This window comes from Thermus tengchongensis (assembly GCF_021462405.1).
In the GTDB taxonomy this organism is placed as follows: Bacteria; Deinococcota; Deinococci; order Deinococcales; family Thermaceae; genus Thermus; species Thermus tengchongensis.
In genome coordinates, this window is record NZ_JAKEDU010000005.1 from 17,094 (window position 1) to 36,861 (window position 19,768).

Consider the following 19,768-nt stretch of genomic DNA (forward strand, 5'->3'; position numbering starts at 1 on the left):
GGATAGGCCAATGGCCCGCCTCGAGGTGCCCCGCCCCGCCACCTTCGTGAGCCTCACCGGCTTCATGGGGGTGGGGAAAAGCCGCATTGGCCGGGAGCTGGCCCGCGCCCTCATGCTCCACTTCATCGACCTGGACCGCTACATCGAACGGCGCACCGGCCTCTCCATCCCCGACATCTTCCGCCATCTCGGGGAGGAGGCCTTCCGGCGCATGGAGAAGGAGGCGGTGCGGGAGCTCATCGCCAAGGACTTTCTGGTCCTCTCCCTGGGCGGGGGCACCTTCGTGGACCCGGAAAACCGGGCCCTGCTCCTGCAACGGGGCCCAGTGGTGGCCCTCTGGGCCAGCCCGGAAACCATCCTGGAGCGGGCCACCCGCAAGCCGGGGGAAAGGCCCCTTTTACAGGTGGAAAACCCCTTGGAGCGCATAAGGACCCTCCTCGAGGCCCGCAAACCCATCTACCAGGAGGCCCACGTGCACGTATCCACGGACGGCAGGAAGGTGGAGGAAGTGGTGGAGGAAGTGGTGGAGAAGCTCTGGCGCTATGCAGAGGCTAAGCGTCCGTAAGCCCTCTCCTTACCCCATCGCCATCGGCGAGGGGGTGCTGGCCCAAGTGGAGGTGCCCCAGGGCCCCAAGGCCCTCCTTTACGACCGCAAGGTGGAGGGTTTCGCCCTGGAGGTGGCCGAGGCCCTAAAGGTGCCCCACCGCCTGGGGCTGGAAGGGGGGGAGGGAGCCAAGACCTTGGAGGTCTACGGCCGGGTCCTCTCCTTCCTGGCCCAAAGGGGCTTGCCCCGTAACACCACCTTGCTGGTGGTGGGCGGGGGCACCCTCACCGACCTGGGGGGCTTCGTGGCCGCCACCTACCTGAGGGGCATCCCCTACCTCTCCTTCCCCACCACCACGCTGAGCGTGGTGGACGCCAGCGTGGGGGGCAAGACCGGCCTCAACCTCCCCGAGGGGAAGAACCTGGTGGGGGCCTTCCACTTCCCCCAAGGGGTCTACGCGGAGCTCAGGGCCCTCAAGACCCTTCCCCCTTTCACCTTCAAGGAGGGCCTGGTGGAAGCCTTCAAGCACGGCCTCATCTCCGGGGACGAGGGGCTTTTAGAGGTGGAGGGCCTGGCCCCGGAAAGCCCCAGGCTGGAGGCCTACCTGGCCCAGGCGGTGGCGGTGAAGGTGGCCATCACCGAGCGGGACCCCCTGGAAAGGGGGGAGCGTAGGCTTTTGAACCTGGGCCATACCCTGGGCCACGCCCTGGAAGCCGCCACCCACCACGCCCTCCCCCACGGGGCGGCGGTGGCCTACGGCCTCCTCTACGCCGCCCTTTTGGGCAGGGCCTTGGGGGGGGAGGACCTGGTCCCCCTCATCCAGCGCCTCCTCCGCTGGCTCGCCCCGCCTCCCCTGCCCCGGCTGGTCTGGGAGGACCTTCTTCCCTACCTGGCCCGGGACAAGAAAAAGGTCTCGGAAAGCCTGCACTGGGTGGTGCCCCTGGCCCTGGGGCGCCTCGAGGTCCGCCCCCTGCCGGAAGCCCTGCTGCGGGAAGCCTACGGGGCGTGGCAGGCCGAACTGGAGGCGGCAGGACTCGTCCGCCCCTAAAGCCCCAAACCCACGGGCCGTAGCACCCCAGCCTTGGCCTTGCCGAAGTCCAGGGGAAAGGCCCCCAGGGGCGTTTGCAGGGCCACCAGGGCCAGGGACAGGTCCTCCCCCTCCCACCCCACCCCCTCCCCGGTGGCGAAGGCCAGGGCCCGGGGGTCTTCCGGAAGCAGGAAAACCTGGGGGAGCTTGGGCCAGGGAAGGGTCGCCCCGAAGGCCAGGGCCAGGGCCTTGGCCGGGCGGAAACGGCCCTTTTGCACTCGGCCCAGGTAGAGCCCGGGAGCGGGGGCCCTGAGGCCGGAAAGGGAAGGAAGCTCCTCCGGCACCAGGTACAGGTGGCCCGCGCGCTCCCAGATGGGCCCTTCCAGGTCTAGACCCGCCTCTTCCAGGAAACCCGCAAGGGCCTTGCGGGCCTCCTGGCTCAAGGAGGGAAGGCGCTCTTTAGGGGGCGTGCCCCAGCTACCCCCCTCCTTGCGGAAGCGGGCCAGGAAATGGCCCTCCCCCTCGAGGCGATGAGGCCAGAGGCGGGCGGTCTTCCTTAGCTCGGGGTTTCCATCCCCCCACTCCGGCACCCCAGGGGCGAAGAGGGAGTGGAAGCGGGCGTCCTCCAGGTGGAACTCGGGGTGCTCCCTCAGGAACTGGGCCACCACCCCCTCGTTCTCCTCGGGGGCAAAGGTGCAGGTGGAGTAGACCAAGACCCCCCCCGGACCCACCAGGCGGGCGGCCTGGGCCAAAAGGGCCTTCTGCACCTCGCTGGCCCTTTTGGGCGCTCCAGGCCCCCAGTGCCGGATGGCCTCCGGATCCTTGCGGAACATCCCCTCCCCGGAGCAGGGGGCGTCCAGGAGCACCCGGTGGAAGTAGGGGCCGAAGGCCTCGGCCAAGGCCCTGGGTGGGGCCTGAAGCACCCCCAGGCGGGCCCCCCAGCGCTCCACGTTCTCCATAAGGCCCCGCACCCTCCTGCTGTCCACCTCGTTGGCCAGCAAGAGGCCCCGCCCCCCCATGCGGGCCAGGAGATGGGTGGTCTTCCCCCCCGGGGCCGCCGCCAGGTCCAAAACCCGCTCTCCCGGTTGAGGGTCCACAAGCACCCCCACGGCCTGGGCGCTTGGCTCCTGGATGTAGTAAAGCCCGGCGTAGAAGAAAGGGTGAGGACCGGGACGGGCCTCCTTTGGGTAGTAGAACCCCTCTGGGCACCACGGGATGGGCCTCAAGGGCCAGGGGGCGATCCTTGTAAAGTCTTCCGGCGTTATCTTCAGGGTGTTCACCCTAAGGCCATAGCTCCTTTCCCCTTCCGTAAGGGACCTGAGGAAAAGGGGAAACTCCTCCCCCAAAAGCTCCGCCATGCGGGAGAGGAAGGCCTTGGGCAACACCGGAGTACCCTAGCACAACCAGCCCCCCGGGCACAAGCCGAAGGCCCCCTAGAATGGGGCCATGAACCGAGGAGGGCAGAAACCGGGATTTCCCCCTCAGGATGCCGCGGCAGGAAGCTGGCCGGAAAACCCCCGGGGGCGGGGGGCGTGCGTCCGCCCTGACCCCCAATGATCCGGGCCCTGGGCGCCGACCTGGTGGAGATCGCCCGGGTGCGGAGGCTCCTCGCCCGCCACGGGGAGCGCGCTTTGAAGCGGCTTTTCGCGGAGGAGGAACTGGCCTACGCCCTCCGCCACCAGGACCCCGCCCCCAGCCTGGCCGCCCGACTGGCCGCCAAGGAGGCCTTCCAAAAGTGCTGGCCGGAAAGCCTCTCCTGGAAGGAGGTCTGGGTGGGGATGGAGGGGAAAAGGCCGGTTTTGCGCTTTGCTCCCCGGGTAAAGGCCCGCCTCGAGGCGGAAAACCTTTTCGCTCACCTCTCCCTAAGCCACGAGAAAAGCCACGCCCTGGCGGTGGTAGTGCTGGAGGCTAGGGGACCAGCCGGAGGATGAGGGCGTAGCTGTAAGTCCCTCCCCTGCCCGCCGCCAAAGCTCCCTGGACCATGTTCCAAAGGACCAGGACCAGGAGAGCCACGGCCAAGGGCACCGCCACCACGAGCCCCACCACGGTGATGGCCAAAAGGAAAAGACCGAGGCCGTAAAGGGTGTAGCTGATCTGCCCGTTTAAGGACTCCTTGGCGTGAGCCTGCACAAAGGAGCTTTTAGGACCCCAAACCAAGATAGCCAGGGGTAGGAGGATCTGGCCTATGAGGATGAAGTACCCCACCAAGGGAGCCAGGTGGGCCACCGCCGCCCAGGTGCGCTCTGCATCCGTCAAGGGGGTGGGTTGCTCCATAAAACCAGTTTACCAAAGAAGGAAAACCTGAGGCTCCCGCTTGCCTAGGCCACCCCCTCCACCTCGTCCCGGATGCGGATGGGTCCTTGTTTTTCCGGCCTAAGGCCCACCTTGTCCTGGTAGAAGGCCCGGATCTCGGCGAAGTCCCGCCTTATGTCCCCCGTGGGCCAGAGGTAGCCCCCGATGCCCACCTCCTTGCGCCGGAAGTCAGCGTAACCCAGGGCGATGGGCACCCCCGCCTTCAGGGCCATGTAGTAGAAGCCGGTGCGCCAGTAGGGGGCCTGGCTCCGGGTGCCCTCGGGGGTGATGAGGATGGCGATCTCCTCCTCCCGCTGGAAGATGGCCGCCACCTGGTCCACCAGGTTATTCTTGCGGGAGCGGTCCACGGGAATGCCCCCGAGGAGGCGGAGAAGCCAGCCCAAGGGCGGGCGGAAAAGCTCCTTCTTGCCCAGCCACCTGGCCCGGATGCCTAAGGCCCAAAGGGCCAGAAGGCCCACGAAGAAGTCCCAGTTGGAAGTGTGGGGCGCCCCGATGAGCACGTACTTCTTGCTGGGAGGCTCGGGCATGTGGTAGCGCCAGCCCAGCCCGCGAAGAACCAAGCCTGCGAGGATGCGCATAACCTCGCCAGTATACCCCCTGTGGTACACTAGAAGGAAGGTGGGGTGGGGTGATCCCACCCCTCTTTTCTGGGGTGAAGATGCACAAGGTCGTGATCGTGGGAAGGCCCAACGTGGGCAAGTCCAGCCTGTTCAACCGCCTCCTGGGGAAAAGGAGCGCGGTGGTGGCCGATGTGCCCGGGGTCACCCGCGACCTCAAGGAGGGCGTGGTGGAAACGGACCAGGGCCGCTTCCTCCTGGTGGACACCGGGGGGCTCTGGTCCGGAGACAAGTGGGAGCGGAAGATCCAGGAAAAGGTGGACCGGGCCCTGGAGGACGCCGAGGTGGTTCTCTTCGCTGTGGACGGCCGCTCCGAGCTCACCCAGGCGGATTACGAGGTGGCGGAGTACCTACGCCGCAAGGGCAAGCCCGTGATCCTGGTGGCCACCAAGGTGGACGACCCCAAGCACGAGCACTACCTGGGCCCCCTCTATACCCTGGGGTTCGGCGATCCCATCCCCACCTCCAGCGAGCATGCAAGAGGCCTCGAGGAACTCCTGGAGGCCATCTGGGAAAAGCTTCCTGTTCGGCACATCGAGTCGGAGCCGGAAGTGGCGGGCATCAAGCTCGCCATCGTGGGCCGACCCAATGCCGGGAAAAGTAGCCTCCTCAACGCCATTTTGGGGGAGGAAAGGGTCATTGTTTCCGAGGAGCCCGGCACCACCCGAGACGCCATCGACGTGCACTTCACCTTCCGCGGCCAACCCTTCGTCCTGGTGGACACCGCCGGCATCCGCAAGCGGCCGGAAACCTTGGTAGAGGAGCTGGCCATCCGGCGAAGCCTCAAGGCCATTGAGGAAGCGGACGTGGTCCTTCTGGTCATAGACCCCTTCCAGGTGGGAGACCGGGAACTCAAGCTGGCCAACCACGCCCTGGAAAAGGGAAAGCCTGTGGTCCTGGTCATCAGCAAGTGGGACCTGGTGCGGAAGGAAGAAGCCCCCAAGGTGCGGCGGGAACTGAAGGAAAAGCTTGCGCACCTGGAGCATCTTCCCCGGGTGTTCACCTCGGCCTTCACCAAGCAGAACCTGGAGCGGATCTTCAGCGAGGCGGTGCGCCTATTCGAGCTCAACCACACCCGCATCCCCACCGCCGAGCTCAACCGCTGGCTTTCCGTCTGGACGGCGAAGGTGCAACTTCCCAACTTCAAGGGCAAACCCTTGAAGATCCTCTACGCCACCCAGCCCGAGGTGGCCCCACCCACTTTCGTCTTCTTCGTAAACCACCCGGAGTTCGTGACCCGGGCCTTTGAGAACTACCTGAAAAACCGCATCGGTGAGGACCTGGGCCTTAAGGAAGTGCCCTTCCGCCTGGTCTTCCGCGGACGTCGGGAAGAAGGCTAAGGGCGGCTTTCCCGGCGCGCGGAAGCCAAGAGGCCTGCGTCCACCATAAACTCCACCACCACCCCTAAAAAGCGCCTTCCATCTAGAAGAAGCATAAGAAAGGCCCAGATGACTGCTTCCCAAAAGGCCTCCGGGGCCAGTTTATGGGCGTAGTAGAAAGGGGCGAAGGTAGCCGGTACTTGCAGGAGCATGGAAAGGCTTTTCTTGGGATAGCGAAGGAGGAGGACCAGACTCCCCACCGCCCAACTCCAGGCGAAACCTTCCGGCACCAGCCCCGCCCCGACCAGATAGGCCAGGCCTGCCCAGGCAAGCCCGGCATCCAAGGGATAATCCCAGGCCGCCAGGGGCGAAGGCCGCCTCGAGGCCCGGGCCAGTACCCCGTCCAATACATCCAGGGTCCAACCCAGGAGCAAAAGGCGCACCACCCCGGCCAGGGCCTCGGGTCCCTCCCCCACCCGGAGGAGAACCAGGGCCACCACCCCACCCCGGGCCAGGGTGGCCACGTCAGCCAGAAGCCGAAGGATGCGTTCCACTCTCCCCATATCCCAGCGCCTGCAAGCCCTCCACCGCCCCCATCCGCAAGGATAGGTGGGCCAAGGGGGTAAGGGGGGTGGGCTCGGGATTGACCTCAATCAGATAAGCCCCGCCTGTGAAGGCAATGCGTCCCAAGGAAGCCGCAGGTTCCACCTCGGCGCTGGTGCCCACCACCAGGGCCACATCCGCCTGGGCAAAGGCCTTTTCCGCCTTCTCCCAAGCCCCCTCAGGTAAGAACTCCCCAAACCAGACCACGTCGGGCCGGGCCCTATGCCCACAAAGGGGACAGAAGGGTGGAGGGGTGAAAGGGTCGGGGAGCAAAAACCGATGCCCGCACGCCTCACAGCGGGCCCGGAGGAGGTTGCCGTGAAGCTCCACTAGGTTCCGGCTCCCCGCCAGGGCGTGGAGGCCGTCCACGTTCTGGGTAACCAGGAGGAACTCCCCCCCTCGCGCCAAAACCTCCTCCTCCAAGCGCACCAGGGCCAGGTGGGCCGGGTTGGGAAGGGCCTCCCGCACCTTGGCGATGCGCCAGGCGTACCAGGCCCAAACCTTCTCCGGGTTCCGGGCGTAAGCCTCCGGGGTGGCGTAATCCAGGGGGTTAAACTCCTTCCAAAGCCCCTCCGCATCCCGGAAGGTGGGAATCCCCGAGGGCTTGGAGATGCCCGCTCCGGTGAGAACCGCCACCCGCCGGGCTGCCCGCAGGCGGGCGCGGGCTTCCTCCAGCCGCTCCATAAGGCCATGGTAACGCAGAAGGTATCCTGGAAGCCATGAGGCTCTTCACCCCCGAGGCCATGCGGGAAGCGGACCGCAAGGCAGCCGAGATGGGCTACCCCAGCCTCCTCCTCATGGAGTGGGCGGGGTGGAAGGCGGCGAGGGTCTACCGGGAGCTTTTTGGCCACCGCCCCGCCGTGGTGCTGGCGGGCAAGGGGAATAACGGCGGCGACGGCCTGGTCCTGGCCCGGCACCTCCTCCTGGAAGGCGTAGCCGTGCGGGTCTACGCCGCGGAGGGGCAGGAGGGGGACGCCCTCTTGGCCCGGCAGGCCCTCGAGGCCCACGGGCTGGACCTGCGCCCCCTGGAGGAAGCCGCCTGGGGGCCGGGCGAGGTGCTGGTGGACGCCCTTTTCGGCACCGGGCTGAAGGGGCCCCTGGGGGGCCTTTACGCCGGGCTGGTGGACCGGGTGAACGCCTCCGGCCTCCCCGTCCTGGCCCTGGACCTGCCCTCGGGGCTTCCCTACGCCCCCCACGTGCGGGCCACGGCCACCGTGGCCTTTGCCGCCCTCAAAACCCCCCACCTCCTCCTGCGGGAGGCTTGCGGCCGACTCTTCCTGGCGGAAATCGGCCTGCCCCGGCACCTCCTGGAGCGGGAGGACCTGCCCGAGGTGGCCACGCCGGAGGCCCTCCTCCCCCTCCTGCCCCAGCGCCCCCTCACCGCCCACAAGGGGAGCGTGGGCCGGGTGGGGGTCTTGGGGGGGTTTCGGGGGGAGGGGCTCCGCTACGCCGGGGCCCCGGTCCTGGCCGCTTGGGGCGCCTACCGCATGGGAGCGGGATTGGTGCACCTGGTGGCCCCGGAAGGCACCCCCCTGGAGCCCCTCGAGGCCGTCTTCCACCCCGTGGAAGCCCCTGCTCTCCCGTCCATGCGGGTGGAGGCCCTGGCGGTGGGGATGGGCGGGGGGCCTTGGGGGCGGGAGTGGGCGTTGGCGGCCCTTCAGGCCCAGCTACCCACGGTGCTGGACGCCGACGCCCTCCAGCCCGAGGTGGTGGAGGCCTACCGCAAGGCCGGAGTCAAAGCCGTCCTCACCCCCCACGCAGGGGAAGCGGGCAGGCTCCTCGGGAAGGCCCCCGAGGAGGTGGCCCAAGACCCCCTGGCCTCGGCCCAGGCCCTGGCGGGGGCCACGGGGCAGGTGGTGGTACTGAAGGGCAACCCCACGGTGGTGGCGGAAGGTAGCCGCCTCTCCGTGAACCCCACGGGCAACCCCGCCCTGGCCACCGGGGGCACGGGGGATGTCCTCTCCGGGGCCATCGCCGCCCTTTTGGCAGCCGGCCTTGCCCCCTTTGACGCCGCAAGGCTTGGGGTCTACCTCCACGGCCTCGCCGGGGACTTGCTGGCGGCGGAAAAGGGGGTTGGGCTTTTAGCCCGCGAGGTGGCGGAGGCCCTGCCCCGGGCCAGGGAAGCCCTGGTGCGAGGGCAAAGCCCCCTGCCCTTCGCCTGGGTGTAACCCCGGAGCAGAGGGCCCAGCCCAAGGCCAAAGGCCACTTCAGAGGTCGGGCACCTGCTGAGAGCGACCCGTCGGCGGGTACCCGGGGCGAAACAGGAAGGGGGCCAAAAGGACGCCCGCGACGAAGGGATCGACCACCGCCCCCTCTACCCGACGAGCCAGCTCCTCAGGGAACACGAGGCCAAGGCCAAAGTAGAGGACGGCGAGGGCAAGCAAAGGGACTTCTTCTTGTCAACACCCCAGGAAAGCCCCTGGTATGCTGGGGGCGGTATAGGCCGTATGGAAGGCAAAGTCCGCCTCTATGTCCCCGCCACCCTGGCCAACCTGGGCTCGGGGTTTGACGCCCTAGGGGTAGCCTTGGACCTCTACCTGGAGGTGGAAGCCGAGCCCGCAAGAGAGGACGCTTTTTTCTACGAGGGCGAGGGCCACGTGGAGGGAACGGACAACCTCATCCACCAGGGTTACCGGGCGGGGATGCGGGCCTTGGGCCTCCCGCCTGAACCCTTGCGCATCCGGGCCTTCAACCCCATCCCCCTGGCCCGAGGGATGGGAAGCTCCTCGGCGGCTCTGGTGGCGGGGGTGGCCCTGGCGGACCGCTTTTCCGGGGGTAGCCTTGGGCGGGAGGGGGTCTTCCGGGTGGCGGCTGGAGTAGAGGGCCACCCCGACAACGTGGCCCCCGCAGTCTACGGCGGCTTCGTGGCTGCCCTGGCGGAACCGCCTCTGGCCATCCCTCTCCCTAAGCCCCAGGGAGTGTACTTTGTGCTGGCCGTACCCCCCTACGAAGTGCCTACCCCCCTGGCCCGGGCGGCCTTGCCCGCGAAGGTTCCCTTAAAAGATGCCGTGTTTAACCTGGCCCGCAGTGCCCTTTGGCCTGCTGCCCTCTCCTCAGGAAGGCTAGAGGCCCTACGGGAAGCCTGCCGGGATCGCCTCCACCAGGTTTACCGCGCCCACTTGATGCCTGGCATCTTGGAAGCCATAGAAGGCGCCTTGAAAGCCGGGGCCCTGGCAGCCTTTGTGGGGGGAGCGGGTCCCACCCTAGCCGCCTTGGCCCGGGAGGATGAGCTGGAGGAGGTGGCAAAGGCCCTCGAGGACTACCGGGGACAAGGGCGTACGCTAGTGTTGAACATCGGGGAGGGATACTTCTGGAAGGAAACTTGAACACCATCCCCCTTGCAGAGCTCCTGGAGCTCATCCACACCAGCCGCCGCTCGGGCGTCTTGGAAGTGAAGGTGGACTACCTGCCCCTCGCCCTGCGCTTCGCCGGGGGGGAGGTGGTGGGGGCGGCCATCCTGGACTGGGAAGGCCTCGAGGCCCTCTTCAGTTTCCCCCTGCATCCCCAGGAAGGGGTTTTCCGCTTCGGGGTAACCCCACCCTCCGCGGACAAGCCCCTCATGCCCTTCTCCACCCTCCTGGGGGAGTGGGCCCGGGTCAACGACGAGTGGGAGCGGTTCCGCACCCTGGTGGACTCCCCCAGCCGGGTCCTCGAGGCCATCCGGCCCAAGCCTCCCTACGAGGCCTTCCAGGGGGGGAAAAGTGTCCGGGCAGCCGCCAAGGCCTGGGGGGTTCCCCTCCTCATCGCCATGGAACGGGCCTACATGGGGGTAAGGGAAGGGGACCTTTACCCCCTTCGCCGCTATGCCTGGTACGCCCTAAGGATCAAGTACCAGGGAAGGAAGGGGAAGACCCTGGAGGAGTTCGGCCAGCTTCAGGCCCTTCTGGACGGCACCCGCAACCTGGGGGAGGTGATCGCTTCGGGGGTGCCCATCGGCCTGGTGCGCCGGTACCTGGTGCAGGCCCTGGCCTCAGGGGAACTCACCCCCCCGGGCCGGGGATGGCTCCTGAGGGACCTCACCTGGGAAATGGAAAAGGAAGAGGTAACCTAGAGGAATCCCCTAGGCCCTGGACCCCAAACGATCCCATCCCCTTGGCCTCGCCAAGGAGGCTAGCCCTACTTCTTCTTGCGCGGACGGTACTTGCCGTAGGTGCCCCGCCAGATCTTGCCCCTCCGGGTGCGACGGTCGCCCTTACCCATGCCCTCCCTCCTAGGCGCTCACCGCGGAAAGGTACTTCTGCACCTTACGCATAAGGCGCGACTTCCTCCGAGAAGCGGCGTTCTTGTGCAGGGTGGACCCCTTGGCCGCCTTATCGATGAGGCTCTGCGCCATGCGCATGATCTTCAAAGCTTCCTCGGCCTTGCCCTCCTGGGCCAGAAGCACAGCCTTCTTGCTCAAGGTCTTGATGGCCGACTTCTTGGCCTTGTTACGAAGCCTGCGCTTCAAAGACTGCCGGTGCCGCTTCAGAGCGGAAAGGTTCCTCTTAGGCTTCTTCTGCGCCATCGTTCTCCCCTCGTGCCCCTTAGGGGCAGACCAGGCCTAAGTGTAGCATAGCCCGCCTCAAGGGGCAAACTTAGTGGTGACCCAGTCGTAGCGCACCCGGCCCTTGGCTCCCTGAAGCTGGAAGCGGAGGAGGTACTCCCCAGGGCTTGTGAAAAACCGTGCCTCCTCCTGGAAGCTCCCCGAGTAGACCCTCTCCCCCACCACACGCCCGTCCCGGAGAAGGGCCACGGAAAGCCGCCCCTCCTCGAGGTTCCCGGACACCTTCACCTTCACCGCATCGTAAAGGCCGCTCACCCGGATGGGGTACTGGGCCTCCCCGGTATACTTCCAGTAGAAGACCGGCAGGAAGGGTGGGTAGCCCACGGCCAGGCCATACCGCTCCGCATACCAGTAAAGGCCGAGGGCCAGGAGGGCCAAAAGGAGCAGGGTCCGCATTGCCTTAAGTATACTTGGGCTCATGGCAGGCGCCGACACCAAGCCTTCTCCGGAAGAAGCCTTGGCCCTCCTCAAGCGGGGGGCCGAGGAGATCATCCCCGAGGAGGAACTCCTCGTAAAACTCAAGGAGGGCCGCCCGTTGGTGGTCAAGCTGGGGGCCGACCCCACCCGGCCGGATCTGCACCTGGGGCACGCGGTGGTCCTGAGGAAGATGCGCCAGTTCCAGGAGCTTGGGCACAAGGTGGTGCTCATTATCGGAGACTTCACGGGCATGATCGGGGATCCCTCGGGGCGGAGCAAGACCCGGCCCCCCTTGACCCTGGAGGAAACCCGGGAAAACGCCAGAACCTACGTGGAGCAGGCGGGGAAGATCCTCAGGCAGGAACCCCACCTCTTTGAGCTCCGCTACAACTCCGAGTGGCTGGAAAAGCTCACCTTCAAGGAGGTGGTGCGCCTCACCTCCCTCATGACCGTGGCCCAGATGTTGGAAAGGGAGGACTTCAAAAAGCGCTACGAGGACGGCATCCCCATCTCCTTGCACGAGTTCCTCTATCCCTTCGCCCAGGCCTACGACTCCGTGGCCATCCGTGCGGACATCGAGATGGGGGGCACGGACCAAAAGTTCAACCTCCTGGTGGGCCGGGAGGTGCAACGGGCCTACGGCCAACCCCCCCAGGTGGCCTTCCTCATGCCCCTTTTGGTGGGCCTGGACGGGCGGGAAAAGATGAGCAAGAGCCTGGACAACTACATCGGGGTGGCCGAGCCCCCCGAGGCGATGTTCAAGAAGCTCATGTGGGTGCCCGACGCCCTTCTGGAAAGCTACTTCCGCCTTCTTACCGACCTCGAGGAGGCCGAGATCCAAACCCTTCTAAAGGCAGGCCCCGTCCCCGCCCACCGGGTCCTGGCCCGCCTCCTCACCGCCGCCTACGCCCTGCCCACCATCCCTGCCCGCATCGACCGGGCCTTTTATGAAAGCCTGGGCTACGCCTGGGAAGCCTTGGGCAAGGACAAGGAGGCGGGGCCGGAAGCCGTGCGCCAGGCGGAGGCCCGCTACGACCAGGTGGCCAAGGGCCTCATCCCTGAGAACGTGCCCGAGGTGCTCATCCCCCCTTCCGAGCTGAAGGAGGGGCGCATCTGGGTGGCGAGGCTTTTCACCCTGGCAGGCCTCACCCCTTCCAACGCCGAGGCCCGAAGGCTCATCCAGAACAGGGGCCTCAGGCTGGATGGGGAGCTTATAGAGGATGCGACCCTCGAGGTGGACCTTTCCCGCCCCCGCATCCTCCAGCGGGGCAAGGACCGCTTCGTACGGGTGCGGCTGGCGGACTAAGTACCCTCCATGGGCCTTAAAGGCACCTCGTGCCCAGTAGCGTAGAGGGTGTCCCCTTCCGCCTCGAGGCGGAGGCGGGGCAGGGGGTAGCGGGGGGGCCCGTACACCGCCTTCCCCCCAAGGAGGGGGTCAAAAGCCCCAAAGTGGCAGGGGCAGCCCAAAAAGGGCCTCTCAAGGCGCACGTTGTAGAGGATAGAGGCCGCCTCAGGATCGGGAACATAGTTCACAGTGCACCCCTGGTGGGTACAGATGCGGCTTAAGGCCAGGTAGTGTTCCTCCCCCAGGGAAAGCCCTCCCAAAACCGGCTCGGGCAGGCAGAGAAGGAAAGCCCTCAAGGGCCCTAAGGGCAAGGGGTACTCAAAGGGCTTCACCTGCCACACGGCAAGCTCTCCCCGCCGGGCCACCGCCACCTTCGGTCCCTCCTTCCAGGTGGGCTCCCCCACCCCGGGCCTTGGGCGGAAGCGGAGGTTATAGGTGCGCACCCCAAGCCAGAGGAAAAACCCCCCGGCCACCGCCACCGGGATGTAGAAGACAAGGTCCCGCCGCTTCATAGGCCGGATAGGTAGTCCAGCAGGGCCTTCAGCTCCCCCTCAGCTAAGGGCACCGCCGGCATCTGGCCCCGGCCCTTGAGCACGATCTCCCTCACCGCCTCCGGGGCTTTCAGGATGGGGTTTCCCTTAAGCCTAGGCCCCACTCCCCCCTGGGCCTCGGCTCCGTGGCAGGCGGCACAACGGGCCTGGTAGACCGTTTTCCCATCCGTTCCCCCCTGGGCCTGGGTGCGGGCCATGGCGATGAGACCCTCCACCCTTTCCCTGGCCTCCCCGCCCACCTCCAGATACTTCTCCCAAGCGGCGATGGCCTCCTGCGCCTGGCCCTTCTGGAAGTAGATGTTCCCCAGGAAGAGCCACCCCTCGGCGGCCGTGGGGTCGGCGTGCTGGGCGATCTGCAGGAACATCTCCGCCTCCTCCAGCCTCCCGCCCATGAAGAGGAGGATCCCCACCCGGCGCACCGCCTCCACGTTCCTGGGGTCCTTCCTCAAGACCTCCAGGTAGGCCTCCGCCGCCTGATCCAAGGCCTGAAGCTCGTAGGCCCGCCTCCCCCAGGCCAGGAGGTCCGCCACCTCCCCGGTGCGCTTGGCCTTGTCCTGAAGCGCCTTAAGCTCCCTGGCCTCGGCCCTTTGCGTCACCGTGGTCTCCCCGGGAAGCCTGGGCAGGGTGTAGCGCCAAAGCCCCACCCCCAGGAGGACCACCACCCCCAGGGCCAGGGCCACAGGCCAGGGGTTGAAGGGACGAGGCTCGGGAGGGCGCCAACCGTCCAAGGCCCGTTCCAACTCCACCACCCGGGCCATAGCCAGCTTCCTCTCCTCCCCCTCCAGGCCCTTCACCTCCTCCTTCAGGACCTCGAGCTCCTTGAGAAGCTCCTCCCGCCGGGGAGGCTCGGGGAAGGGTTCCCGGGGCCCCCGAAGAGGCCTTAAAGCCAAGTAGAGACCAAGAAAGAACAGAACCAGAAAGATAAGGGTGGCCATCATGCGGGAGGCTCCTTAAGCCGACGCTCCGCCTCCTCCAGAAGCTCAGGGGGCAGGGGTTTCTTGGGCCGGAAGTAGGCGAAAAGCCCCAGGCCCAAAAGGACCAGACCGAAAACTGGCAACACCCAGACCCAAAGGGTCACCCCCCGCCTGGGAGGCTCGTAGAGGATCCACTCCCCATACCGGTCCACGAAGAAAGCCTTGATCTCCTCCTTGGTCCTGCCCTCCTGGAGCATCTCGGCGATGATGCGCCGCATCTCCACCGCCACCCCGGAGTTGGACTCCGCCGCCGACTCCCCTTGGCACACGGGACAGCGAAGCTCCCGGGCGATGGCAAAGACCTCCGGAGGGAGGTCCGGGGGCGGGGAGGCAGGGCTCTCCTGGGCCCAGGCGGAAAGGACCAGGAAGGCCAACAGCAAGAGGAATCTCATGGGAGCACCTCCTTCAGGTACCTCTCCAGAGTAGCCGCGTCGATGGCCCCCGCATGGCGGACCACCACCCGGCCCTCCCGGTCTATGACGAAGGTCTCCGGTACCCCGTACATGCCGTAGTCCACCCCCACCCGGCCCCGGGGGTCAAAGACCTGGGGGAAGGTGAGGCCAAACTGCCCTATGAAGCGCAGGGCATCCCCCTCCTTGTCCTGGGTGTTGATGCCCACAAACAGCACCTGGTCCTTGTACCGGCGCCAGGTGGCCTCGAGGACCGGGGCCTCCTCGTAACAGGCAGGGTAGCACCAGCTGGCCCAGAAGTTGAGCACGATGGGCCTCCCACCGAGGTGGTCGGAGAGCTTGAAGGTTTCCCCCCATTCCCCTTGGTAAGGGGGCAGCACCGGCAGGGTAAAGTCCGGGGCAGGACGGCGCTCCTTGGCCAGCACCGAAGGAAGCTCTTTGGGGTTTCGTTGCATTCCCCAGTAAAAAAGCCCCCCCAAGGCCACGACCACAAGGAGCCACAGCCAGCTCCTCAAGGTGTTCCCTGCGGGAAACCTCACGCTGGGCTCACCCCCTTAAGCTCTTCCCGCTTAGCCGTGGGCCAGAGGATGTACAAGGTACCCAAGGCCATGAGCCCCCCCGCCACCCACATCCAGAAGACCAGGGGGGTAACGATGAGACGGATAGAAGCCCACTCCCCCTTCTCCCGGTCAAAGTCCATGAGGAGGAAGTAGTAGTCGTTGCCCGGGGTGTAGACCACCTTAGGGGCGGGCAGAGGGGAGTTCATCTGGGGGTAGAAGTGAAGCCGGGGGCGCACCTCCCCGAAGCGGTCCGTGCGCAAGGAAGCCTCCACGGCAAAGCGCCTCCCCTCGTCCAAGGCCCGCACCCCCAGGAACTCCATGCGCACCCCCCCCGCCTCCCAAGCCTGCCCACGATAAAGGGTTTTTTCGCTCTCCAGGCGGTAGGCCTGGCTGAAGGCGATGCCAAGCCCCATGAGGGCCACGGCAAAGTGGACCACAAGGCTTCCTATCCGCCTACGGTTCTCCAAGAACCCCCAGGGGGAAAGCCCGGCCCTAAGACGGGCCAGCACCCCCTCCCGCACCAAGAGGAGGATGGCGGCGGTGTTGTAGAGGAAAAGCCCCAGGGCCAGGGAAGCCCCCACGGTATAGCCCCGAAGAAGCCCAAGCAGGGTGCCCACCAGCAAGACCCCCAGCAGGAGGTACAGGTTGCGGAAGACCTCCGCCCTAGGCCTCCGCCAGGGCAGGATGGGCCCCACCCCCATGAGGAGCAGGACCCCTACCCCGATGGGCGCGGAAACCTGGTTGAAGAAGGGGGCCCCCACGCTCACCTTAGCCCCGGTGAAGGCCTCCACCACAAGGGGGTAAAAGGTGCCGAGCACCACCACCAAGGCCCAGCCGGCGAAGAAGAAGGCCCCTAGGAGAAGAGCCCCCTCCCGGGAAAGGGGCCGGAAAACCACGGTGTCCCGCACCTCCCGGCTAACCCGGGAAAGAAGACCAAGCCCCAAGCCAGTAACCAGGAGGAAGAAGCCCAGGAAGGCAGGCCCCACGGGCCCCTCGGCGAAGGCATGGACCGACTGGATCACCCCGCTCCGGGTGAGGAAGGTCCCCAGCACCGTGGCGGCGAAGGCCAGGGTGACGAAGGCGAAGTTCCAAGCCTTAAAGGACCCCCGGGTCTCCTGGACGAGGGCGGTGTGCAGGAAGGCGGTGGCCAAAAGCCAAGGGATGAAGCTGGCGTTTTCCACCGGGTCCCAGGCCCAGTACCCGCCCCAGCCTAGGACCTCGTAGCTCCACCACATTCCCGCCACCTTCCCGGCGGTGAGGAAACCCCAGGCGATCAGGGTCCACCACCGGGTCTCCCCCACCCAGGTCTGGTAGCGGCGGACCACCATGGCCGCCACGGCGTAGGCGAAGGGCACGCTTAAGCCCACAAAGCCCAGGTACATGAGGACCGGGTGGACGGCCATCATCCAGTGGTTCTGCAAAAGAGGGTTAGGCCCATTGCCATCCGTTGGCGGGTTGGGCAGGGTTTGGAAGGGACTGGCGATGGTGGCCATCACCCCGAAGAAGAAGACCTGGATACCGAAAAGCACGGCCAACACCACTGAGCCCCGCCACGGGTCCAGGGGTTTGCGGCTGGCCAAAAGGGTGTAGAGGGTTTGCAGCAGGCCCCAAAGGAGGATACTCCCCTCGAGGGCCGCCCAGGGGGTCACCAGGGTAACCCAGAGGGGATCCTGGGTGGAGTGGTTGCGGGCCACGTAGGCCAGGCTGAAGTCGTGGGTGAGGAGGGCCCATTCCAGGGCCAAAAAGGCCACCAAAGCGGCCAGGAAGGCGGGCAGGACCAAGGACTTGGCCCCCTTAAGAAAGCGCCCATCACCCTGGGCATAGGCAAGAAGGGCCAAAGCCAGGCCCAGAAGGCTGAAGGCCAGGGCCAGGCTCACGCCCAGGTTGCCGAGAAGCGCCGGGGTCACTTGGCCTCCTCAATGAGCTTGCGCACTTCCTCCGGAGTCCAACCCGCCTTGGGAGCCTGGTAGGTTTCGGAGTGTTTCACCAGGAGGTTGGTGCCTTGGAAGTGGTCGCCCTGGAACCGTCCCTCCACCACCACCCCCTGCCCCTCCTTGAACATCCCCGGGGGCGTGCCCTTGTGCACCACGGGCACCTCCGCCACCCCATCGGTGAGGATGAAGCGGAGCTCCAGCTGGTCCCTGTCGTAGCGCACCGTCCCCTCCTTCACCAAGCCGCCCAGGCGCACAGGACGGTTCTGGTAGCGGGCCTGGTCCTGGAGGTACTCGGAAGGGGTGAGGAAGTAAACCAGGTTCTGGCCAAGGCCGCCGAAGATCAAGTAGGCCAAGGCGCCCAGGATGACCAAAAGCCCCACCAGGTACTTGGCCCTCATTTCACCCTCCGGTAACGCCAGAAGAGGTAGGCCAGGTAGCCGAAGACCGTGAGGTAGGTGAGGACATAGACCCAGGTGACGAAGATTTCGCTCACGCCTCCTCCTTCCTGGCCTCCAAAGCGGCCAACAGGGAGCGGAAGCGCACGAAGCCGAGGTAGAGGAGGGTAAAGACGAAGAGGTTGAAGAGGAGGGCCTGGAGCATGGCGGGATCCATGTGGATCTTCCCCGTGGTGAGGTCGATGGACTGGGTTTGGTGCAGGCTCCGCCACCACTTCACTGACATGTAGCTGATGGGCACGTTGATGAAACCCAGAATGCCCACCGCCGCCGCCGCCTTGGCCCGAAGCTCGGGGTCCTCGATGGCCCCCCGGAGGAGGAAGTACCCCACGTAGACAGCAAAGAGGATAGCGGTGGTGGTGAGCCTGGGCTCCCAGGTCCAGTAGACCCCCCAGGTGGGCCGGGCCCAGAGCATCCCCGTCACCAGGGCCAGCCCCATGAAGACCAGGCCGACCTCTGCGCTCGCCAGGGCCACCCGGTCGTACCTGGGGTTCTGCCGGAAGAGGTAGAGGAGGGAGTAAAGGAAGGTAACGAAAAAGGCCAGGTAGCCCAGCCAGGCCCCGGGCACATGCAGGTACATGATGCGGGCCAGGTAGCCTTGGTTGACATCGGGAGGAGCGGAGAGGGCTAAATAGAGTCCCACCGGGAGAAGCAAAAGCCCCAGCCCCAGGAAAACCCAGGTGAGGACGTCCGGGCGGTCGGGTTGCGCAACCTTCAGCATGCTTGTACCTCCACGCCTCCTAGCATAGCCAAGGGAAGGGTTAAAAATCTGTGGCCTCCGTACCGCCAAACCTAACCTTCCATAACCACTGGGAAAAGGAGGGCGCTGGCGGTGAGGTAGACCACATCAAAAACCAAAAGGAGCTGCCACCAGGCGGAAATCTCCGTCACGGGAAGACCCTCCGCCAGGCCCGTGGTGGCCCGCACGGAGGCCAGGACCACGGGCACCACCAAGGAGAAGAGGAGAAGGGGCAAAAGCACCTCCCGCCCCCTAAGGCGGGCCAGGAGACCGGCGTAGAAGGTGGCCACGCTGGCGTACCCCAAGACCCCCAGGGCCAAGGTCAGGAAAAGGGGGAAAAGGCGCTCCAAGGGCAGGTAAAAGAGGCCCGCCGCCATCAAGAGGGCAAGGGCGGCCAAGGGCAGGAGGAGGAGCATCTGGAAAAGAAGTTTGCCGAAATAGATCCACTCCTTGCCCCCCGGGGTCAGGAGGAGGTCGTCCAAGGTGCCCTCCTCCACCTCCAGGGCAAAGGCCCGGGTGGAAAGGAGCGTACTCCCGAAGGCCAAGGCCACCCAGAGCACGCCAGGGGCGGCCCGGCGCAAAGGCTCCTCCTCCGGCCCCAGGGCCAAGGCCATGATGAAGAGCATCACGATAAAAAAGGCCAGGATGGAAAGAAGCCCCGCGCGGTCGCGCACCTCGAGGCGAAGATCCCTTAAGGCCAGCAAAACCACCCGGCGCACCACCTCTACCCTACCCTGCCCGGCCGCCTCGGGCCACTCTTCCACGGGAAGCTTCATGCCGCCCCCAGCTCCAGGGTGCGGTCCGCCACCTGCTCGGCCAGGGCACGGTCGTGGGTGGCCAGCACCACCCCCGCCCTCTTCCGGGCCTCGGCCAAGGTGGCAAGAAGAAGCTCCCTTCCCCCTTTGTCCAAGGCGGTTTCGGGCTCGTCCAACAGCCAGATGTCGGGGAACAAAAGGGTAAGCCGGGCCAAGGCGAGCCTCTTCTTCATACCGCTGGAAAAGGCGTAAAGGGGAAGGTCCCCGGGCAAGCCAAAGCGGTCCAGGGTTTCTTCAGCTTCTTTGCCTTGGTGGTGGAAGGCCAGGTCGTAAAGGAGGTGCTCCCGGGCGGTGAGGTGGCGGTGGAAGGGGGGAGGATTGGCCAGGAAAAGGGCCCGCCCAGCGCGCTCCACCCGGCCCCGGGTGGGCTTCAAAAGACCCGCCATGAGGCGCAAGAGGGTGGTCTTCCCCGAGCCGTTGGGCCCCAAGAGGGCCACCACTTCCCCCCGCTCTAGGGTAAAGGAAAGGTCCCGGACCACCCAGTCCCGGCCGAAACGCTTGGAGGTGCCCTGCAAGCGAAGCAACATGCCTATACCAGTTTAGAGGTATGCCGGAGGGCCAATCGTCCCTCTTAGGGGAAAAAACCCCCAGGTCCCCTCACC

Annotated in this window: 25 protein-coding genes; 8 read left to right on the forward strand and 17 right to left on the reverse strand. The window is 66.2% G+C overall.

The window, feature by feature from the left end; all coding sequences use genetic code 11:
• Positions 1–10 precede the first annotated feature (10 nt).
• Positions 11–565 carry a shikimate kinase gene (locus tag L1087_RS07390; RefSeq protein WP_038041470.1) on the forward strand — a complete coding sequence of 185 codons (555 nt, stop codon included), beginning with the start codon at positions 11–13 and terminating at the stop codon, positions 563–565.
• Complete coding sequence (locus L1087_RS07395) at positions 543–1,592, forward strand: 3-dehydroquinate synthase (RefSeq protein WP_234558297.1); 1,050 nt, start codon at positions 543–545, stop codon at positions 1,590–1,592. The genes L1087_RS07390 and L1087_RS07395 overlap by 23 nt, the downstream gene beginning before the upstream one ends.
• Here L1087_RS07395 and rsmF read toward each other — a convergent pair.
• Positions 1,589–2,956, reverse strand: coding sequence for a 16S rRNA (cytosine(1407)-C(5))-methyltransferase RsmF (gene rsmF, locus L1087_RS07400; RefSeq protein ID WP_234558298.1), 1,368 nt, complete (start codon positions 2,954–2,956; stop codon positions 1,589–1,591). The genes L1087_RS07395 and rsmF overlap by 4 nt on opposite strands.
• Before the next feature lie 168 nt (positions 2,957–3,124).
• On the opposite strand from rsmF, the gene acpS reads away from it, so the two are divergent.
• Positions 3,125–3,502: a holo-ACP synthase gene (gene acpS, locus L1087_RS07405; protein ID WP_234558299.1), complete on the forward strand. Its 378-nt coding sequence runs from the start codon at positions 3,125–3,127 to the stop codon at positions 3,500–3,502.
• Here acpS and L1087_RS07410 read toward each other — a convergent pair.
• Together L1087_RS07410 and L1087_RS07415 are read right to left on the reverse strand one after the other, a co-directional pair.
• Positions 3,480–3,845, reverse strand: coding sequence for a DUF4870 domain-containing protein (locus tag L1087_RS07410; protein WP_038041464.1), 366 nt, complete (start codon positions 3,843–3,845; stop codon positions 3,480–3,482). The two genes, acpS and L1087_RS07410, sit on opposite strands and share 23 nt — an antisense overlap.
• Before the next feature lie 44 nt (positions 3,846–3,889).
• Positions 3,890–4,462, reverse strand: coding sequence for a lysophospholipid acyltransferase family protein (locus tag L1087_RS07415; protein WP_038041462.1), 573 nt, complete (start codon positions 4,460–4,462; stop codon positions 3,890–3,892).
• Positions 4,463–4,542: 80 nt separating this feature from the next.
• Here L1087_RS07415 and der point away from each other — a divergent pair, with 80 nt between their 5' ends.
• Positions 4,543–5,841 carry a ribosome biogenesis GTPase Der gene (der, locus tag L1087_RS07420; protein WP_135259545.1) on the forward strand — a complete coding sequence of 433 codons (1,299 nt, stop codon included), beginning with the start codon at positions 4,543–4,545 and terminating at the stop codon, positions 5,839–5,841.
• Here der and L1087_RS07425 read toward each other — a convergent pair.
• Positions 5,838–6,374 carry a hypothetical protein gene (locus L1087_RS07425; protein ID WP_234558301.1) on the reverse strand — a complete coding sequence of 179 codons (537 nt, stop codon included), beginning with the start codon at positions 6,372–6,374 and terminating at the stop codon, positions 5,838–5,840. The two genes, der and L1087_RS07425, sit on opposite strands and share 4 nt — an antisense overlap.
• A complete protein-coding gene (locus L1087_RS07430) occupies positions 6,346–7,107 on the reverse strand; it encodes an SIR2 family NAD-dependent protein deacylase (protein WP_135259544.1) in 762 nt (253 codons plus the stop codon). The genes L1087_RS07425 and L1087_RS07430 overlap by 29 nt, the downstream gene beginning before the upstream one ends.
• A 35-nt stretch (positions 7,108–7,142) precedes the next feature.
• On the opposite strand from L1087_RS07430, the gene L1087_RS07435 reads away from it, so the two are divergent.
• The 3 genes from L1087_RS07435 (at position 7,143) to L1087_RS07445 (ending at position 10,474) form a co-directional block, all read left to right on the forward strand.
• A complete protein-coding gene (locus tag L1087_RS07435) occupies positions 7,143–8,591 on the forward strand; it encodes an NAD(P)H-hydrate dehydratase (RefSeq protein WP_234558303.1) in 1,449 nt (482 codons plus the stop codon).
• Between the two features lie 279 nt (positions 8,592–8,870).
• Positions 8,871–9,749 carry a homoserine kinase gene (gene thrB / locus L1087_RS07440; protein ID WP_234558304.1) on the forward strand — a complete coding sequence of 293 codons (879 nt, stop codon included), beginning with the start codon at positions 8,871–8,873 and terminating at the stop codon, positions 9,747–9,749.
• Positions 9,734–10,474: a DUF4388 domain-containing protein gene (locus tag L1087_RS07445; RefSeq protein ID WP_038041456.1), complete on the forward strand. Its 741-nt coding sequence runs from the start codon at positions 9,734–9,736 to the stop codon at positions 10,472–10,474. Before thrB ends, L1087_RS07445 begins: the two co-directional genes overlap by 16 nt.
• A 65-nt stretch (positions 10,475–10,539) precedes the next feature.
• Here L1087_RS07445 and L1087_RS07450 read toward each other — a convergent pair whose 3' ends face one another.
• Genes L1087_RS07450 through L1087_RS07460 form a run of 3 tightly spaced genes read right to left on the reverse strand, consistent with a single transcriptional unit; the run spans position 10,540 to position 11,362 of the window.
• Positions 10,540–10,623 carry a 30S ribosomal protein THX gene (locus tag L1087_RS07450; protein ID WP_008632889.1) on the reverse strand — a complete coding sequence of 28 codons (84 nt, stop codon included), beginning with the start codon at positions 10,621–10,623 and terminating at the stop codon, positions 10,540–10,542.
• A gap of 10 nt (positions 10,624–10,633) precedes the next feature.
• Positions 10,634–10,927 (reverse strand): 30S ribosomal protein S20, encoded by a 294-nt coding sequence (gene rpsT, locus L1087_RS07455; protein ID WP_015717955.1) that lies wholly within the window; start codon positions 10,925–10,927, stop codon positions 10,634–10,636.
• 57 nt (positions 10,928–10,984) lie between these two features.
• Positions 10,985–11,362, reverse strand: a complete 378-nt coding sequence (locus tag L1087_RS07460; protein ID WP_234558305.1) for a hypothetical protein — start codon at positions 11,360–11,362, stop codon at positions 10,985–10,987.
• Between the two features lie 22 nt (positions 11,363–11,384).
• Between L1087_RS07460 and tyrS the strand changes: the two genes are divergently transcribed.
• Positions 11,385–12,689, forward strand: coding sequence for a tyrosine--tRNA ligase (gene tyrS / locus L1087_RS07465; protein WP_135259790.1), 1,305 nt, complete (start codon positions 11,385–11,387; stop codon positions 12,687–12,689).
• Here the strand turns inward: tyrS and L1087_RS07470 are convergent.
• From L1087_RS07470 to L1087_RS07510, 9 genes are all read right to left on the reverse strand, one after another.
• A complete protein-coding gene (locus tag L1087_RS07470) occupies positions 12,686–13,240 on the reverse strand; it encodes a Rieske 2Fe-2S domain-containing protein (RefSeq protein WP_234558306.1) in 555 nt (184 codons plus the stop codon). The two genes, tyrS and L1087_RS07470, sit on opposite strands and share 4 nt — an antisense overlap.
• Positions 13,237–14,217 (reverse strand): c-type cytochrome, encoded by a 981-nt coding sequence (locus tag L1087_RS07475; protein ID WP_234558307.1) that lies wholly within the window; start codon positions 14,215–14,217, stop codon positions 13,237–13,239. The genes L1087_RS07470 and L1087_RS07475 overlap by 4 nt, the downstream gene beginning before the upstream one ends.
• Positions 14,214–14,645, reverse strand: coding sequence for a cytochrome c-type biogenesis protein (locus tag L1087_RS07480; RefSeq protein ID WP_038041448.1), 432 nt, complete (start codon positions 14,643–14,645; stop codon positions 14,214–14,216). Before L1087_RS07480 ends, L1087_RS07475 begins: the two co-directional genes overlap by 4 nt.
• Positions 14,642–15,178 carry a TlpA family protein disulfide reductase gene (locus L1087_RS07485; protein ID WP_135259885.1) on the reverse strand — a complete coding sequence of 179 codons (537 nt, stop codon included), beginning with the start codon at positions 15,176–15,178 and terminating at the stop codon, positions 14,642–14,644. Before L1087_RS07485 ends, L1087_RS07480 begins: the two co-directional genes overlap by 4 nt.
• Before the next feature lie 20 nt (positions 15,179–15,198).
• A complete protein-coding gene (locus L1087_RS07490) occupies positions 15,199–17,130 on the reverse strand; it encodes a heme lyase CcmF/NrfE family subunit (protein ID WP_234558308.1) in 1,932 nt (643 codons plus the stop codon).
• On the reverse strand, positions 17,127–17,555 hold the full coding sequence (gene ccmE / locus L1087_RS07495; RefSeq protein WP_038041443.1) for a cytochrome c maturation protein CcmE: 429 nt from the start codon (positions 17,553–17,555) through the stop codon (positions 17,127–17,129). The genes L1087_RS07490 and ccmE overlap by 4 nt, the downstream gene beginning before the upstream one ends.
• A 91-nt stretch (positions 17,556–17,646) precedes the next feature.
• On the reverse strand, positions 17,647–18,333 hold the full coding sequence (gene ccsA, locus L1087_RS07500) for a cytochrome c biogenesis protein CcsA (protein WP_135259794.1): 687 nt from the start codon (positions 18,331–18,333) through the stop codon (positions 17,647–17,649).
• A gap of 71 nt (positions 18,334–18,404) precedes the next feature.
• Positions 18,405–19,127, reverse strand: coding sequence for a heme exporter protein CcmB (locus tag L1087_RS07505; RefSeq protein WP_051906164.1), 723 nt, complete (start codon positions 19,125–19,127; stop codon positions 18,405–18,407).
• Complete coding sequence (locus L1087_RS07510) at positions 19,124–19,693, reverse strand: ABC transporter ATP-binding protein (protein ID WP_234558309.1); 570 nt, start codon at positions 19,691–19,693, stop codon at positions 19,124–19,126. The genes L1087_RS07505 and L1087_RS07510 overlap by 4 nt, the downstream gene beginning before the upstream one ends.
• Positions 19,694–19,768: the final 75 nt, after the last annotated feature.

Excerpts from the sequence above, each read along its gene's own strand:
- tyrS (WP_135259790.1), top strand. The coding sequence starts at position 11,385 with ATGGCAGGCGCCGACACCAAGCCTTCTCCGGAAGAAGCCTTGGCCCTC.
- L1087_RS07435 (WP_234558303.1), top strand. The coding sequence starts at position 7,143 with ATGAGGCTCTTCACCCCCGAGGCCATGCGGGAAGCGGACCGCAAGGCA.
- L1087_RS07510 (WP_234558309.1), bottom strand. The coding sequence starts at position 19,693 with ATGTTGCTTCGCTTGCAGGGCACCTCCAAGCGTTTCGGCCGGGACTGG.
- L1087_RS07460 (WP_234558305.1), bottom strand. The coding sequence starts at position 11,362 with ATGCGGACCCTGCTCCTTTTGGCCCTCCTGGCCCTCGGCCTTTACTGG.
- L1087_RS07470 (WP_234558306.1), bottom strand. The coding sequence starts at position 13,240 with ATGAAGCGGCGGGACCTTGTCTTCTACATCCCGGTGGCGGTGGCCGGG.
- L1087_RS07430 (WP_135259544.1), bottom strand. The coding sequence starts at position 7,107 with ATGGAGCGGCTGGAGGAAGCCCGCGCCCGCCTGCGGGCAGCCCGGCGG.
- der (WP_135259545.1), top strand. The coding sequence starts at position 4,543 with ATGCACAAGGTCGTGATCGTGGGAAGGCCCAACGTGGGCAAGTCCAGC.
- L1087_RS07410 (WP_038041464.1), bottom strand. The coding sequence starts at position 3,845 with ATGGAGCAACCCACCCCCTTGACGGATGCAGAGCGCACCTGGGCGGCG.
- L1087_RS07390 (WP_038041470.1), top strand. The coding sequence starts at position 11 with ATGGCCCGCCTCGAGGTGCCCCGCCCCGCCACCTTCGTGAGCCTCACC.
- ccsA (WP_135259794.1), bottom strand. The coding sequence starts at position 18,333 with ATGCTGAAGGTTGCGCAACCCGACCGCCCGGACGTCCTCACCTGGGTT.
- L1087_RS07395 (WP_234558297.1), top strand. The coding sequence starts at position 543 with ATGCAGAGGCTAAGCGTCCGTAAGCCCTCTCCTTACCCCATCGCCATC.
- ccmE (WP_038041443.1), bottom strand. The coding sequence starts at position 17,555 with ATGAGGGCCAAGTACCTGGTGGGGCTTTTGGTCATCCTGGGCGCCTTG.
- thrB (WP_234558304.1), top strand. The coding sequence starts at position 8,871 with ATGGAAGGCAAAGTCCGCCTCTATGTCCCCGCCACCCTGGCCAACCTG.
- L1087_RS07475 (WP_234558307.1), bottom strand. The coding sequence starts at position 14,217 with ATGATGGCCACCCTTATCTTTCTGGTTCTGTTCTTTCTTGGTCTCTAC.
- L1087_RS07415 (WP_038041462.1), bottom strand. The coding sequence starts at position 4,462 with ATGCGCATCCTCGCAGGCTTGGTTCTTCGCGGGCTGGGCTGGCGCTAC.
- acpS (WP_234558299.1), top strand. The coding sequence starts at position 3,125 with ATGATCCGGGCCCTGGGCGCCGACCTGGTGGAGATCGCCCGGGTGCGG.
- L1087_RS07480 (WP_038041448.1), bottom strand. The coding sequence starts at position 14,645 with ATGAGATTCCTCTTGCTGTTGGCCTTCCTGGTCCTTTCCGCCTGGGCC.
- rpsT (WP_015717955.1), bottom strand. The coding sequence starts at position 10,927 with ATGGCGCAGAAGAAGCCTAAGAGGAACCTTTCCGCTCTGAAGCGGCAC.
- L1087_RS07450 (WP_008632889.1), bottom strand. The coding sequence starts at position 10,623 with ATGGGTAAGGGCGACCGTCGCACCCGGAGGGGCAAGATCTGGCGGGGC.
- L1087_RS07505 (WP_051906164.1), bottom strand. The coding sequence starts at position 19,127 with ATGAAGCTTCCCGTGGAAGAGTGGCCCGAGGCGGCCGGGCAGGGTAGG.